We start from the raw sequence: 14,283 nt of genomic DNA, 5'->3' as shown, positions 1-14,283 counted from the left end.
GGCTTCATAACGTTTTCTGAGTTCGTTAGCGTTTGTCCACAATGAATCGACAGCCGACTTTGCACAATTGCAGAAGTTTTTGAATGGCCACCTTAATGGCGAAATAGAAGTCGGGGTATTTCATTCGTCTAACTTTTCCCGCTATTTTCAAAGAATTTTGTTTTTGTTTAGCACCGCTGTCATATGCTCATTCGTAATCGCCCAATGGGATGTCGTCCAGTATTTCTCTTTATTTCCACATAGATGATTTGTGGTGATTCGTGCTTAACTGCCAGATCTTCGGCAATCTGATTGGAAACAGGACGGGATTCAATGACTTTTACCAACAAATATTCAACATCTCTGTTCGGATCAACCGCTAAGTACTGCTTGATTTCATTCAGCGCGTTAGCGCTAACCGGACATGTAGTGCTATGTTTGAATATAACTTGTCCCCGTTCAGCTGATTGCTCCAACACATCTTTCCATTCGTCCAACGTCGCGATTTCTTTCCATTGCATGGATAAAGTCGCTCCTTTTCTTTGTCATAAATCAGATCGTTAGTACCGTTACATGGATTGGATCTTTTCATGTACCGCCTCATGCTCCAGGAACTTCTCGCAGTCGATTGCGGCCATACAACCGCTGCCTGCTGCCGTTATGGCTTGTCGATACTTGTGGTCCTGCACGTCCCCGCAGGCGAATACGCCGGGAATATTCGTTTCGGAACTTCCAGCAGTCACAACGATGTACCCAAGTTCGTCAATCTCCAGTTGGCCATTCAAAAAGCCGGTGTTCGGTGTATGGCCAATCGCTACGAAAATACCGTCAGTTTCGATGACTTCTTCAGCACCGGACGCATTATCTTTCACCTTTAGCCCGGTCACACCTTTGTTATCGGAGACGACCTCGAGCGGCGTCTTGTCCAAGCTCCATGTAATTTTACTATTGCTGCGGGCTCGATCCTGCATGATTTTCGAGGCGCGCAACTCGCTACGGCGATGTACAACTTGAACTTCTGAGGCGAAGCGCGTCAGGAAATTCGCTTCTTCTATGGCAGAGTCGCCGCCGCCGACAACGATGATTTTCTTGCCGCGGTAGAAGAAACCGTCGCATGTTGCACAGGTGCTTACACCGCGGCCGATGTTCTCCTTCTCGCGCGGAATACCAAGCAATCTGGCCGATGCCCCGGTGGAAATGATCAACGTCTCCGCACTCAGCTCTCCGATGCCTTCCACCTTCAGCTTAAACGGTCTTTGCGACAAATCGAGTTCGTTTACCCAACCTGTGCGAAACTCGGCGCCGAAGCGTTCCGCCTGCTTGCGCATGTTGTCCATCAGTTCCGGACCCATGATCCCATCTGGAAATCCTGGAAAATTAGAAAAATCCGAAATGAGGGAATGCCATTATGGAGCAAAACAAAAAATCCTTCGGTATCTGCCGAAGGATTGGATCTTTTACTATTCCTTGAATGGGTTACTCCTGTTTGGATATCGCCCCAAAATATTCGACAACGACCTCACGGAATTCCAGAGCAGCCCGCGAGATGTACCGACTTTTGTGCCGTAATAAAGCAATCTCCCGTACCAATTCGTGTTCCTCTATTTGGAGATAGTGGATATGTTCCCGTGAATTCATTGCCGTGCTTGGTATGAAGGCAATGCCAATTCCGGCTTCCACTAGAGCGCTTAGCCTGGCAGGCTCATTTCCCTCATACACATAGTTCGGTGCAAATCCAACCGATTTACATACGGAATCTACTAAATCGCGAGTACTGTAGCCTCTCTTTACTCCGACGAACCATTCATCCTTAAGTTCTGTCAAGGTTACGCTGCTTCGGTCTGCCAGCCGATGCCCCTTTGGAACAGCTACAAGGATGGGGTCGATAAACACGATTTGACATTCAATGTCATCCCCTTGTATGGGAGGTGAGGACAAGCAGAAATCGACCTCTCCTCTATGAAGAAGCGTAACCATTTCCTGCGTGGTCAGCATCTGTACATGAAATTGAATATGGGGATGCTTTTTCCGAAACTCTCGAAGGATATTTGGCAACGTGCTTGCGTTGGTCACCGCCAATTCAATTATGCCATGTTCCGGGCTGGACAAATCGCTAATCTCTTGCTTCCCCTGTTCCAATTCAAACAAAGCCCTTTCCGCACGGCGAAGGAATCTGCTTCCGAACTCATTCAATCGCAGCTTCCTCCCAGTTCGATCGAATAGAGGAACCCCTAAATCCTCTTCCAGGCGCCCAATCGTTTTGCTTAGTGATGATTGCGTAACATGCAGACTTCGTGCAGCTTCGGTTACATGTTCCAATCGAGCTACCGCGAGAAAGTATTGCAGTTGTAGTAGTTCCATTTCATTCCCTCGATTCATTCCTTCAAGTCAATGAAATCATAACATAAAATGCGTTGGAATAAATAATCGATTTCAAGTAGGATGACATCAATACACTTAGAGGGGTGACCAAAAATGAATGCTCGCAGCAGGTGGTTGATGATTTCCGTTGGCCTTGGGATACTATTGAACCCATTAAATTCTTCCATGGTTTCAGTTGCTATTCCAAGACTGCAAAATGTGTTCCAACTTGACTTTACAGTAGTTTCCTGGATTATTTTTTCTTTCTATATTGCAAGTGCTATCGCTCAACCTGTCATGGGAAAAGCCAGCGATTTATTCGGTCGCAGGAAGATATTTCTTACCGGGCTTGTTGTAGCCTTCGTTGCATCCTTATTAGCTCCACTATCACCAAGTTTTGGGTGGCTCATCGTGTTCCGTATTGTGCAATCCATTGGAACAAGCATGATGGTTGCAGTTGGAATGGCCATTGTGCGAATTCATATTACGGAGAAACAAGCGACCGCATTGTCTGTTTTGTCCATATTTCTATCCGGAGCGGCAGCAATTGGTCCCTTTATTGGCGGGGTCATCATTCACTGGAGGGGCTGGTCTGCTATCTTTTTCGTCAATATTCCGTTCGTGGTGGTGAGCTTTCTATTATCTTGGAGGCATATTCCTAAGGACGAACCGTCAACATCCGCCCAACGGGGCATGTCTCTTCGAAAATGGTTTGATTTGATTGATGCGTCAGGGATCCTGCTATTCACTGTGGGTCTGGTTGCCCTGCTCACCTCCTTACTTTCATCAAAATCATCTGGGCAAATCTCATTAAGTAACGTTATTGTCGGGCTGATAGGCCTCGTTTCACTGGGGGCTTTTGTACGACATGAGTTAAAAGCGAAGTCTCCCTTTATTCCTTTGCGCACATTCGCCAAATATCCTGCGATGACTTGGGTTAATGTCGAATTCATGCTCGTTAACGTACTTTTTTACTCGCTCTTTTTCGGGCTTCCGTCCTACTTGCAAATGGTACGCCATGTCAGCGAGTTCCAAACAGGGATTCTCATGCTAAGCTTAGGCTTATGCTCGCTAGTTACTTCACCAATAGCAGGACGATGGATCGATAAATCAGGACCCAGGCCGGCATTGCTGGTGTCCGCAATTCTGATGACATTAGGGTCGGTGTGGCTCGTGACATTGAATCAAAATTCACCGGTAATCAGTGTATGTTTGGCTTTGGCTGCATTCGGTGTTAGCAACGGGTTGAACAATGTCGGTATGCAGGCGGCCTTGTTCAAAAGTTCTCCAAAAGAAATTATAGGTGTAGCATCCGGATTATTTAATACATCAAGATACCTGGGAACCATTCTCTCTTCATTGCTGATTGGCATCATAATGGGAAATAAGTTCAGCTTCGAGGGATTTCAAGTGCTTGGGATTATCCTCACGGTCATTGCATTGTCTTTGGTATTCACGAATCGGCGACGCCGGGAGTCAGGGAAATTGGATGAGTCCGTAGGTTCAGTGTCATGATAACTGTCAACATTAAGGATTGCTCCTCGTGGGATCAAGCCTGGCAAGAAACGCATAAGCAACATGGGGATCAAGACATCTCCATGTGGGACTCCCGTGCTCCATCCTTTGCCGGGAATGCCCTCGGAAATGCGGGTAAAAGACGGACAGAGCAAGTCATTGGGTGGCTGGATCAGCTCGGCGTACGTTTTGAGGGCGCCACGGTACTGGACATCGGTTCCGTTCCGGGAGCTTTTGCCGTTCCCTTTGCCTTGCGTTCCGCTCAAGTGACGGCTGTTGAATTGGTTACTTCAACTTTAGGCGGATATTAATCTGGCTATGCCCTCTTAAATAAAGCCTCTACTCCCAAAGCAAGCGCTCCGCTCAAGCCTGCATTATTTCCTAAGCCTGGAGCCACGATGTAGTTATTAATATCGTCTCCTAAAAACGTAGTGCCGATGTAACCGTTCAAGTTCCTTTGAACATGAGAACGAATCAATGGAAATAACTGCTGTTGGTGCATAACACCTCCACCTAAAATGACTATTTTCGGTGACAGCATTAATATCGTCGAACTTACAGATTGTGCAATATAATAGGCTTCTAAATCCCACGCTGGATGATCAGCCGGCATCATATTTCCTTTCAAAAGCCACCGCTTCTCAATAGCCGGCCCCGCTGCCAGCCCCTCAAAGCAATCCCCATGATACGTACATATTCCCTCGAAATGGTCTTCCTTATGACGTCTGACCAAAACATGACCGCCTTCGGGATGTACAAGTCCATGAACCAGGCGTCCCTCCATGTATATGCCTACCCCGATTCCGGTACCAATCGTATAATATACACAGCTATCAAGCCATTTCGCAGCACCCCATTTCGCTTCCCCAAAAGCTGCAGCATTTACATCCGTGTCCCATCCGAAAGGTACATTGAAAACTTGTTTCAATGTACCTAGAAAATTAAAATTGGCCCATCCTGGCTTAGGCGTTGTGGTAACATAGCCATAGAAGGGGCTGTTTGGATCAACATTAATCGGTCCAAATGATCCTATTCCAATTGCTCCCACATTTTTATCCGCAAAATAGTTTATCACTTTCTTTAAAGTCTGTTCAGGATGTTCTGTTGGAAAACTAATTTGATCCTCGACGGTTCCAGATTCATTACCGATACCACAAACGAATTTAGTCCCTCCAGCTTCAATGGCTCCAATACGCAGCATCTTAATCTACCTCCTTTTTGTGCATGTGATTGTTCCTACGATATTCATCCGGTGTCACACCAAATCGACTTTTAAACACTCTATAGAAATACTTGTCGTCCTTAAAGCCGACTTTGGCGGCAATTTCGTAAACTTTCATGTTGCTGTTTTGTAGCAGTTCGATCCCTTTCTTAATCCTCACGTCGGTCAAATATTTACTGAATGTCATGCCCAAATGATTTTTGAATATCAGACTCAAATAATTGGGGCTAAAAAACAAATGATTAGAAACCCTATCGAGCGACAAGTCCTCCATATAGTTCATTTCCAAATAATGGATACAAGTTGCAATAACGGTTTCGTGCTTTTTGGAACGGCTCTTTTGGATGATGTCCATAAACTGCAGAAGCGTATCCAGAAATCTACTTTTACATATCGCATAATCGCTGCTGGCAGACAGCCGGGTTTCGGCCTCAAGCAGGATATCTTTATAGTCCTGATCCGTCACAAAGTCTTTAATCGCTGAAGCTACGCCAGATACCATACGAATTACTGCTTTATTCCATTGATCGGGATAAGGCAGTCCGTTTTCTAGGATACGCTCAAACCAATCATCGACATGTTTAACGATCTGCTCGCTCTTTGTTTTACGGATGGATTCCTTGAACAGCTCTTCTTCTTTCAAATAATCATAATGCATGGTGCGAATAAGGCCGCTAATTTCCGAGTACTGGATCACATCCTGTGTATGCAAAAAATAGCGAAAAGAAGCCGCTGTCAGCGCTTCTTTGCAAGAATGTCTCGCTTCCTGGAACAGATTGCTTCGTTCCTCTCCAATTCCGATCGTCAAAGGCATCCCAAATTGCTCGAACGTTTGTGCAGTGAACTCTTTCAGCAGCTTCGTCAGCGTTCCAATTTCTTCGGTAAAGGATCGAACCATGGTCAACACCGTGATTAACATGCTCTTATCCTCGCCGGAGTAGAACGAGACGGAAGGACCGATGCTGCTGCTCCGGCCTTCTATCCCGCTTAACATATCGCTTTTCATGCGATCCACACTGTAGAGCGATTCCATCAGCAGACTTTCATCGTTCAGTTTGGCTACAATCACTATCCCCTTGCTCTCAAGGGAAAATTGCTGACGAATCTCATTACATTTGGACTCGGCTATTCCTCCAGTTACCCAGTCAGAGAGAAGACGCTCATAATAGACGGATAAGGTCCTGTTCAACTGCTGCTTGATTTCTTCGTTTTCGAGCTGATTTGTTTTTTCTTTTCGAATGCTGCTCTCTACTTTCTCCAGTATTTGAGCTATGCTTTCCTCTTTCACGGGCTTCACTAAATAATCAAAGGCCCCCAGTTGAATCGCCTTTTGCGCATATTCAAAATACCGGTATCCGCTGAGTATAATCACCTTGATCTCATGAGATGACGCATTCATCTCCTCAATCAGCTCTAAACCATCCAAAATAGGCATCTTAATATCCGTGAACACAATATCTATGTCATCACGCTGGATGACCCCTAATGCTTCTTGACCGTTTTTGGCTTCCAGCACTTTACAGTTAGGTCTGGCTTCCCTGATCATTTTGGCCAATACTCTTCGCTGTATGGCCTCATCATCCACTACCAGTATGTTTTGCATGCAAGCCTCCTAAAAATGTGAGACTTTGATCTCCGATCAAAGATCCCTATATCTCCCCACAAAGTGACACTGTGACTCTTCGAAGCTTAGTCCGCTATCTGAGCATTGCTCGATCGGCGTTTAAACTTACCGCTAAGTGCGGTCATACATCATGAATTGCTTCGATAAGAGTTTATACATTACTTTGCGGGGACCCCGTTATATGTCCAAATGCTCTTCAGCGGAGTTATGTTCAGCGAGATCAGTTTAACAGTTCCATGAAGTGCATAGATTTCCAGACCTTGCTCTTCTTCTCCGGGAAATATTAAATCGGTAATAACAGCTTCCCCTTCGCCTGCAAAAACTTCGATCGATGACGTATCTACCCAAATCTGCAGTTTGAGGCGCCCATCCGACGTTTCCGCCTTGACCGCATGTCTGCCTGAGAAATCCGCATGAAAGGAAACCTCGCCGGAACGAGATCGATCTACAAAGATCTCTTGCTTCTCCATTTCATAGCCTACCACAGTTTCGGAAAAATCAGATGTGCGTACTTTGAGTCCAAATTCCGCAGCAGTCTGTAATTCAAACTCGGCCTCTATCACAAAGTATGGAAGATCAAGTTTGGACAGCAGGTTTTGACCGGGCTCAACGATCGTTTCATTCCATTTATATGTGCCTAATTTCAAATGGTTTAATTCATGAACAGGCTGCTGTACAAGAATGATTTGATCCTTACGGCTTATTAAAGCTAATGATCTTGGCATTGTCATTGCGCTTCGCCAGCTTTCCGTTGGCGTCACCTGCGCATATTTCCAGTTGCTCATCCATCCAATGTAGATGCGTCGGCCATCCTTAGCCGGGATGTCCGACCAACTGACTCCCGCGTAATTATCTCTCCCGCCATCGAGCCATTGAACCGTTTCTGGAGAGGCATCGTTCTTAAACGCTGTACCGTCAAAATCTCCGATGAAGTACTGCGTTCTGGATCCTTCGCGATGTTCCGGGGAATTGCCGATAGAGACCAGCATGACCCATTTCGTTCTGGCAGGATCACCGTCTATCGCAAGCTCGAATAAATCAGGACATTCCCAAACACCGACATGGGCCCCCTCCCCATCTCCGAACTGACTGGCAAAGGACCAGTCCTTCAAATTCGCTGAATGATAGATACTTACCGTTTGACCGGAGGCTAGTATCATGACCCATTGATTTGTCTGTGTGTGCCAGAACACCTTAGGATCGCGGAAATCCGGAAATCTGGAATCGGTCAGCACCGGGTTGCCGCTGTATTTGGTCCAAGTTCTGCCGGAATCGCTGCTATAAGCCAAACTTTGGCGCTCTCTTGGGAGATCGCTATCCGGGTCTTGATCATGATGCGTGAAAATAGCAACCAATCCGACTTCTCCGTTAAAAAAACCGGTCGTATCCTGCCAATCCACGACGGCACTTCCAGAAAATATTTGCCCATGCTCATCAGGCTCCAAAGTGATCGGAGCATGCTCCCAGTGCACAAGGTCCTTGCTAATAGCATGGCCCCAATGCATCGGTCCCCATGTTGTTCCATGAGGATGATATTGATAAAACAAGTGGTATTCACCATGAAAGTATACGAGTCCGTTCGGATCGTTCATCCAGTTTTGCTGAGGAGAGAAATGAAATTGCGGTCTGTAAAGTTCGTTTGTCATACGCTTACCTCAATTCGCTTAGAATGATGCCCTGTCCAATAACCCAAGCCAGACTACCCTTTGATCCCGGTGCTGGTGATGCCCTGTACATAGTACTTTTGCAGAAGCAGAAAGATCACGACGATTGGCAAGGTGGTGAACGTAAGCGTCGCCATGATTTGCCCGTAGAATATAGGAGGAAGTGTAAAGAACGTTTGAATACCGAGCTGAATATTCCTCAATGATTCTCCTGTGGTTACCAGTATAGGCCACATGAAATCCCCCCAATGGGAGATAAAGTCCAGAATGAAAACAGTCGCAAATACGGGTCCTGAGAGGGGAATGACAATTTTCAGAAACGTCTTCAGCGGAGATGAGCCGTCCATCGCTGCCGATTCCAGAAGTTCGTTCGGAATATCCATAAAAAATTGACGAAACATGAAAATGCTGAAACAGTTCGCGATAAATGGAACGATAAGCGCTAACCAAGTGTTCACCCAACTCAAGCCGTTAACGACAAAGTATAGCGGCATCACAATACTTTCAAACGGTACGATCATCAGCGCTATAATGACGGTAAGGATAACACTTTTTCCTTTAAAATTGAGCTTAGCCAGCGCATATCCGCAGAGAGAGTTAACCCCCAAGCCGCTTATGCCGATAACCGAGACGTAGAACAAGCTGTTAAATAAGTATTTCATCATGGGGATCCGGTTGAAAGCTTTTATATAATTATCAAATGTTATATTCGTAGGAAGTAAAGACTTGATCGAGCCTAGATCCGCGAAAATTTGATTTTCCGGTTTGAGTGATGAAACGACCATCCATAACAATGGGATAATAAAGAGCACCGACATGATAATATTGGACGCATAGATGAATATTTTAATCTTACGATCAGCCATGAGCTCATCTCCTTCCGGAAATTATCTATCTCTAAAAAACTTCTTCATAGAAAAGGAAATCACGACTACAATCAGGAAGAAAATAACGGATACGGCGGATGCATAACCTGCATTCCTGAATTGGAATCCTTGCTGGTAAATGAGCAGTGCGAGTGTTCTTGTGGAATTCTCCGGTCCGCCATTCGTCATCACATAAGGTTGGGTGAATAACTTCACCGCTTGAATCGTAGTTATCGTCAGAACGAATACGATCACATTGTACAAGCTTGGAATCGTAATATATTTGAGCTGTTGGAACTTATTGGCGCCGTCCATAGCCGAGGCTTCGTACAAATCTTTCGGAATACTTTGAAGACCCGCCAGAAAAATCATCATTTGATATCCCGCGGCTTGCCATACGGACATGAAGATGATGGAATTCATCGCCTGATCTGCACTTCGCAAAAAGGGCTGCTTCGGTATGCCAAACAGATGTAAAGCGGAATTGATCAATCCCTCATTCGGGTTATAAAGGGAAATCCACAAAATTGCGATAACCGTCATGGATGTAATGACCGGGCTAAAGTAAGCAATCCGAAAGACATTTCTCAGCTTAAGCTGATTGTTGACTAACAAGGCCAGCAGCAGCGCTACAGCCGATTGGACGGGAACGACTACGACTGTGAAATACATCGTATTATACAAGGATTTATAAAAAAGCTTATCCTTAAATAGGATCACATAATTGTCCAAGCCTGTAAATTTAATCTGATCAGGCCGCAGTAAATTGAATTTGGTGAATCCGAACACCACCGCCAGCAAAAAAGGCAGCAGCAGGAATACAATCAACAGGAGTACGGCTGGTATAATGAATGAATATCCCGTGATAGACTCTCTTCGCTTCTGAAGTCCGATTGATGTCACTTTAGACTTTGTGCTTGTATGGAATTTCGTACTAACGTTCTGCATGGATCAATCATCACTCCTCTCCAAGAACCTTCAATCTAATGTCAAACTTCTAAATGACCGCATGGAACGGCATCAGACCGATATCTGGTATGTCCTGATGCCGCTTCTGCGTTTTCATGAAAAGATTTAGTTGTTAAAGTTTCGTTTATATTCATCATCATAAGAAGTGGCTACATTATCCAAAGATTTCTTCACATCGGCTCCCATCATAATGTCCGTCAATGCTTCGGCGAACTTTTGCGTCAGCACCGGATAAGCAGGTGTTACAGGTCTTGCATGGGACACCGTGGTCACTTGTTCCTTAATCACTCGCAAAGGAAGATCGTTATACTCTGGGAGCGTGTCATAGGCCGACTTCCTGCTTGCCGGCATGCTGATCGCTTTGGCAAGCTGAGCGGAACTATCCTTGTTCGTCATCCATTTCACCACTTCTGCTGCTTCCTTCGGATGCTTGCTGTCCGTCGATACACCTATAGCCCAGCTGCCAGATGGAGAGGTCAAGCTGCCGTCAGCTTTCTTAGGGAAATAGGTGATGCCCCATTCCAGATCCGAATAGTTCTTGAAGCCTGGAATGTTCCACGGTCCGCCAAGCTTTGTCGCAGCTTTGCCTTCTTCGAACTCGGTTGGCTTCGGATCAATGTTAAACAATTTTTCTTTTGCAAGCTTTTGCAGGAAGCTTGCAGCTGCAACTCCCTTGTCGCTGTTAACCCAGCCCTGCGCTTTTGTGCCTTCTTTATTCACGATATCCGTTCCCGCCGAAATCCACATTTGCTCGAAAGCGTACGTCATCCACTCGCCTTTGTCATTGATCATATTCGTGCCAAACACATCTTTCTGTGCCGTCTTCTTCATCACGTCATACCACTGATCCCACGTCCAGGCATCCTTAATATTCGTTGGAGGTTCAATGCCGTACTGCTTCATAATTTTCTTATTGTAGAACAGAACAACAGATGACTCGGCTAGCCCAGCGGCATAAAATTTGTCTTTGTAGGTCCCCTGCTGAATGATGGAAGGAACGAAGTCGTTCAGATCATCCTTGGCATAATATTCATCCAGTGGGATGATAATTTGGGACGCTGCGTAGTTCGCAACATTCGGACCGTCCATAGAAACCACGTCCGGAAGCGTGTGAGAGGCTACAGCCGCATTGATTTTATCTTCATATGCAAATGAGTTTCCTCTTGTAATCGGTTCCATTTTCAACTTGATTTTCCCTTGATTAGCCTTATTGAACTCATCCACTCTTCTCACGTAGAAGTCGTCTTCCGGTCCGCTCGCTTGCGGTCTCCAATAGGAAATTTCCACTTCCTTTTGGGCAGCTTGGCCCTTTTCTCCGGTAGAGCCACTTGAGTTCGTTTGTCCACCTGTGGAACATCCGGCAAGTAGGGATAACGTGAGTAAACTAGTGACCATTAGTAACCCTTTTTTTCCTTCTTTCATTCAAACCCCTCCATGAACGTTATCTTGTTTACGCTTTCATCATATCGTGATACTTCAGCCGATCCTACTCTAAAAAACGTGAAAAGGTGGACTTTTGTACCGAAAACCCTTACATTTTTGATAATCACAATGAAAAATCCACCGCCGTAACGGTGGAATGTCCATTTTTCACCCTTCAAAAGGTAGATGGCAGGGGTAAAGTAATTGTTATTATGGTGCCTTTATTTCCTTGGGATTCAATTTCTACACCGTACTGGGAACCATAGATGAGCTTTACCCGCTTGTTCACATTGGCAATACCTATCGATTTACTCATGCTGACTGGGTCGTCTATTGTCGCTAGCACGCGCATAAGAGTGTCCGGCTCCATGCCTTTCCCGTTATCTTCAATAGTAAACACTCTGACCTTATCTTCGATTCGACCGCTTACCCGGATCCATCCGCCTGTTTCCCTATCTTCCAAAGCATGAATCAGCGCATTCTCCATGAAAGGCTGTAAGAAAAATTTGGGCACGGTGAACTGGTATAAGGCAGGATCGATATGATATTCGATATTAAACTTATCTTCAAACCTCTGCCTCATAATATAATCGTAATTTTGTAAATATTTCACATCTTCGCTGAAAGCCACTTCGCCTGATTTTTTAGCCGTATATTCCAGCATCTCCGATAGTTCCACGAGCATATTACTGATAACCGTCTGCTTATTTTCAATTGCCAAATAATTGATAATGTTGAGTGTGTTATAAAGAAAATGCGGGTTGAATTGAAAATTCAGAGCTTTCAATTCCGCCTCCATCTCCTTCAAATGCGTCTCGTAATTTTCCTCGATCAAGACTTGGATCTTATCGTTCATCTGATTAAATTTATGGATGATTTGGTTGACTTCGCTAGTACCGTAAGTTTCAATCCTCGTATTAAAATTCCCTTCTCCGATCTGTTTAATCCCCCACATCAGCTTCTTAAGAGGCATTGTAATTTTGCTTGAAAAAAAAGAGGCAAGAAAAATGGATAAACCAAGGACCAACACGGTGGAATAGAACGTATAGCTGAACATATTGGGCATCGTTTTCAATAGATTGTTATACGGAATAAATACCACGGACAACCAGCCTGTCGTAGCAATCACATCAAAGCAAACGACCATCTTTTCCCCGTCTACTTGCACAAATTCAGTACCACTCTTCTTCATGATGGCATCGTTGATCCATTCCTGGCTTACAGGCCGGGAACCGGAGCGATTGGAAGTTGAAACGACCTCATTGTCTTTCGTCAAAACGTAGTAATAAGAGTCCTTAACAACAAGGCTCTCCTTGAAAGCCCTGCTAATCATGGATTCCTGGAAATTAACGAGAAGAATCGGCCTTTCTGCATCTTTATCCATAGATCTCAACAAGTTATTTGAGACAAGCGATAAGTTAATCAGCCTGGTAGCTGTAAATACATACTGGTCCTTAGTACTGAATACTGCAGAAGAAGAGTAAAATTTTTCTAGTAAATTATAAGTCGGAATCCACAAAGTGCGATCTTTGGAATTCATACCAATCTGGTAAATATCAGAAGCGGAGAAGTCCTTTTTCGGGATCCAGAAATTAGGATTTCCTCCAAACGTGTAATCTTTCGTCGCCAAATTGACCGAGTACACATCCTCCGAGGTTGGAAAATATTTCTGTAGGACCCGCGTTATTTTTCTGTCGTTTTCATAATCCAGATATTTCTTTTGCAAATCAGTTGTGTTAAATAAATCGAATAAATCTTCATCCAGATGCATGTTGATAGCGCTCTGCTCAACACTCGCAAACTTCGCATCCAAGGACTGATTGCTGCTCCTCACTAACCCCAAATACGTTCCGCTTGCGTTCTTCAAAATGACTTCCGCACTCTTCACATAATATCCTACGCCCAGTACCGTCATCGAAACAACGATCAGTGCGATGTATGAAGCAGTTAGTCGTACTCTCAAACTTAGATTCGCATACAACACTCTAGCTGATTTCATTTCACGCACTCCTTGCTTCGTTATCTATCTTCCTATCTTGGACTATAGTCAAAAAAACTCCGTCCCGCAAGAGAGTTCGAGCCATTTCTTATGGGTCCAAATCTGAAATTCGCCGTTTCCGGCTCGCTGAACGTTGTGGTGTCGATCTGCGCCCGGAGAACCCGTCAATCAAATTTAATAAACAAAAAAGGCATTCACAGAATTGAGTGAACGCCTTTTTACTTCAAAACTTTATTGTCTACTTCAGAACTTTATTTGTGAAAGTAATTTACAATTAAAGTTCTGAAGTGGAGTTCCACGGTAAAAAAGCTGAAATACAAATAAATAATGGCTCAAAACAGAAATCAGTGCTTGACGGTATGAACTACGGTTGAAAATGGAAAAACATCTGCCAATCCAGTATTGTTGTAAGTCCTACCAAACAACAAAAGGAATAGACAGATGCAAATCCAGTATATCAGTGAAATGCTTAACATACCAGAGTTACAGATTCACCAGATTTTGCCGATGAATGCAGATGAAATACAGATTGAAGCGGTGCCTATGGCCTCAAAGCAATGCTGTCCGATTTGTCTATCAGATGAAGCCGTCACGCTTAAAGGGAGCAACGGTTTACGTACTGTCCGGCATCTGCCAGCATTTGAAAAAAAAGTAGTCCTTTT

Annotated in this window: 10 protein-coding genes and 3 pseudogenes; 3 read left to right on the top strand and 10 right to left on the bottom strand. The window is 44.6% G+C overall.

The window, feature by feature from the left end; genetic code table 11:
- Nucleotides 1–147 precede the first annotated feature (147 nt).
- The 3 genes and pseudogenes from ytxJ to G519_RS0135535 form a co-directional block, all read right to left on the bottom strand.
- Nucleotides 148–500, bottom strand: a pseudogene (gene ytxJ / locus G519_RS46195) (bacillithiol system redox-active protein YtxJ).
- Nucleotides 501–548: 48 nt separating this feature from the next.
- Nucleotides 549–1,370 (bottom strand): annotated as a pseudogene (locus G519_RS46190) (NAD(P)/FAD-dependent oxidoreductase); the annotation flags it as partial.
- 85 nt (nucleotides 1,371–1,455) lie between these two features.
- Nucleotides 1,456–2,340 carry a LysR family transcriptional regulator gene (locus tag G519_RS0135535; protein ID WP_029198645.1) on the bottom strand — a complete coding sequence of 295 codons (885 nt, stop codon included), beginning with the start codon at nucleotides 2,338–2,340 and terminating at the stop codon, nucleotides 1,456–1,458.
- A gap of 114 nt (nucleotides 2,341–2,454) precedes the next feature.
- On the opposite strand from G519_RS0135535, the gene G519_RS0135530 reads away from it, so the two are divergent.
- Both G519_RS0135530 and G519_RS0135525 read left to right on the top strand, forming a co-directional pair.
- Nucleotides 2,455–3,855 (top strand): MFS transporter, encoded by a 1,401-nt coding sequence (locus G519_RS0135530; protein ID WP_029198644.1) that lies wholly within the window; start codon nucleotides 2,455–2,457, stop codon nucleotides 3,853–3,855.
- Nucleotides 3,852–4,166 carry a class I SAM-dependent methyltransferase gene (locus G519_RS0135525; RefSeq protein WP_029198643.1) on the top strand — a complete coding sequence of 105 codons (315 nt, stop codon included), beginning with the start codon at nucleotides 3,852–3,854 and terminating at the stop codon, nucleotides 4,164–4,166. Before G519_RS0135530 ends, G519_RS0135525 begins: the two co-directional genes overlap by 4 nt.
- Nucleotides 4,167–4,171: 5 nt before the next feature.
- On the opposite strand, the gene G519_RS0135520 is transcribed toward G519_RS0135525, so the two are convergent.
- From G519_RS0135520 to G519_RS0135490, 7 genes are all read right to left on the bottom strand, one after another.
- Nucleotides 4,172–5,053 (bottom strand): ROK family protein, encoded by an 882-nt coding sequence (locus G519_RS0135520; RefSeq protein WP_029198642.1) that lies wholly within the window; start codon nucleotides 5,051–5,053, stop codon nucleotides 4,172–4,174.
- Nucleotides 5,054–5,057: 4 nt separating this feature from the next.
- Entirely contained in the window at nucleotides 5,058–6,680 is a 1,623-nt protein-coding gene (locus G519_RS0135515; RefSeq protein WP_029198641.1) for a response regulator, read from the bottom strand.
- Nucleotides 6,681–6,859: 179 nt separating this feature from the next.
- A complete protein-coding gene (locus tag G519_RS0135510; RefSeq protein ID WP_029198640.1) occupies nucleotides 6,860–8,347 on the bottom strand; it encodes a glycoside hydrolase family 32 protein in 1,488 nt (495 codons plus the stop codon).
- A 53-nt stretch (nucleotides 8,348–8,400) separates the two neighbouring features.
- Nucleotides 8,401–9,231 (bottom strand): carbohydrate ABC transporter permease, encoded by an 831-nt coding sequence (locus G519_RS0135505; RefSeq protein ID WP_029198639.1) that lies wholly within the window; start codon nucleotides 9,229–9,231, stop codon nucleotides 8,401–8,403.
- A gap of 21 nt (nucleotides 9,232–9,252) precedes the next feature.
- Nucleotides 9,253–10,179 (bottom strand): carbohydrate ABC transporter permease, encoded by a 927-nt coding sequence (locus tag G519_RS0135500; protein WP_029198638.1) that lies wholly within the window; start codon nucleotides 10,177–10,179, stop codon nucleotides 9,253–9,255.
- A gap of 126 nt (nucleotides 10,180–10,305) precedes the next feature.
- On the bottom strand, nucleotides 10,306–11,622 hold the full coding sequence (locus tag G519_RS0135495; protein ID WP_029198637.1) for an extracellular solute-binding protein: 1,317 nt from the start codon (nucleotides 11,620–11,622) through the stop codon (nucleotides 10,306–10,308).
- Nucleotides 11,623–11,797: 175 nt separating this feature from the next.
- The gene (locus G519_RS0135490) at nucleotides 11,798–13,621 is read right to left on the bottom strand and encodes a sensor histidine kinase (protein WP_029198636.1); all 1,824 of its coding nucleotides are present in this window, start codon (nucleotides 13,619–13,621) and stop codon (nucleotides 11,798–11,800) included.
- A 441-nt stretch (nucleotides 13,622–14,062) separates the two neighbouring features.
- On the opposite strand from G519_RS0135490, the pseudogene G519_RS51800 reads away from it, so the two are divergent.
- A pseudogene (locus G519_RS51800) lies at nucleotides 14,063–14,283 on the top strand (ISL3 family transposase); the annotation flags it as partial.

It is taken from the genome of Paenibacillus alginolyticus DSM 5050 = NBRC 15375, from assembly GCF_000422905.1.
Taxonomy (GTDB): Bacteria; Bacillota; Bacilli; order Paenibacillales; family NBRC-103111; genus Paenibacillus_E; species Paenibacillus_E alginolyticus.
Note: the sequence above shows the minus strand (reverse complement) of the source record. Positions and strands in the feature narration are given on the sequence as shown.

Coding starts and splice junctions, on each gene's coding strand:
- G519_RS0135525 (WP_029198643.1), top strand. CDS start 3,852: ATGATAACTGTCAACATTAAGGATTGCTCCTCGTGGGATCAAGCCTGG.
- G519_RS0135530 (WP_029198644.1), top strand. CDS start 2,455: ATGAATGCTCGCAGCAGGTGGTTGATGATTTCCGTTGGCCTTGGGATA.
- G519_RS0135495 (WP_029198637.1), bottom strand. CDS start 11,622: ATGAAAGAAGGAAAAAAAGGGTTACTAATGGTCACTAGTTTACTCACG.
- G519_RS0135510 (WP_029198640.1), bottom strand. CDS start 8,347: ATGACAAACGAACTTTACAGACCGCAATTTCATTTCTCTCCTCAGCAA.
- G519_RS0135515 (WP_029198641.1), bottom strand. CDS start 6,680: ATGCAAAACATACTGGTAGTGGATGATGAGGCCATACAGCGAAGAGTA.
- G519_RS0135505 (WP_029198639.1), bottom strand. CDS start 9,231: ATGGCTGATCGTAAGATTAAAATATTCATCTATGCGTCCAATATTATC.
- G519_RS0135500 (WP_029198638.1), bottom strand. CDS start 10,179: ATGCAGAACGTTAGTACGAAATTCCATACAAGCACAAAGTCTAAAGTG.
- G519_RS0135535 (WP_029198645.1), bottom strand. CDS start 2,340: ATGGAACTACTACAACTGCAATACTTTCTCGCGGTAGCTCGATTGGAA.
- G519_RS0135490 (WP_029198636.1), bottom strand. CDS start 13,621: ATGAAATCAGCTAGAGTGTTGTATGCGAATCTAAGTTTGAGAGTACGA.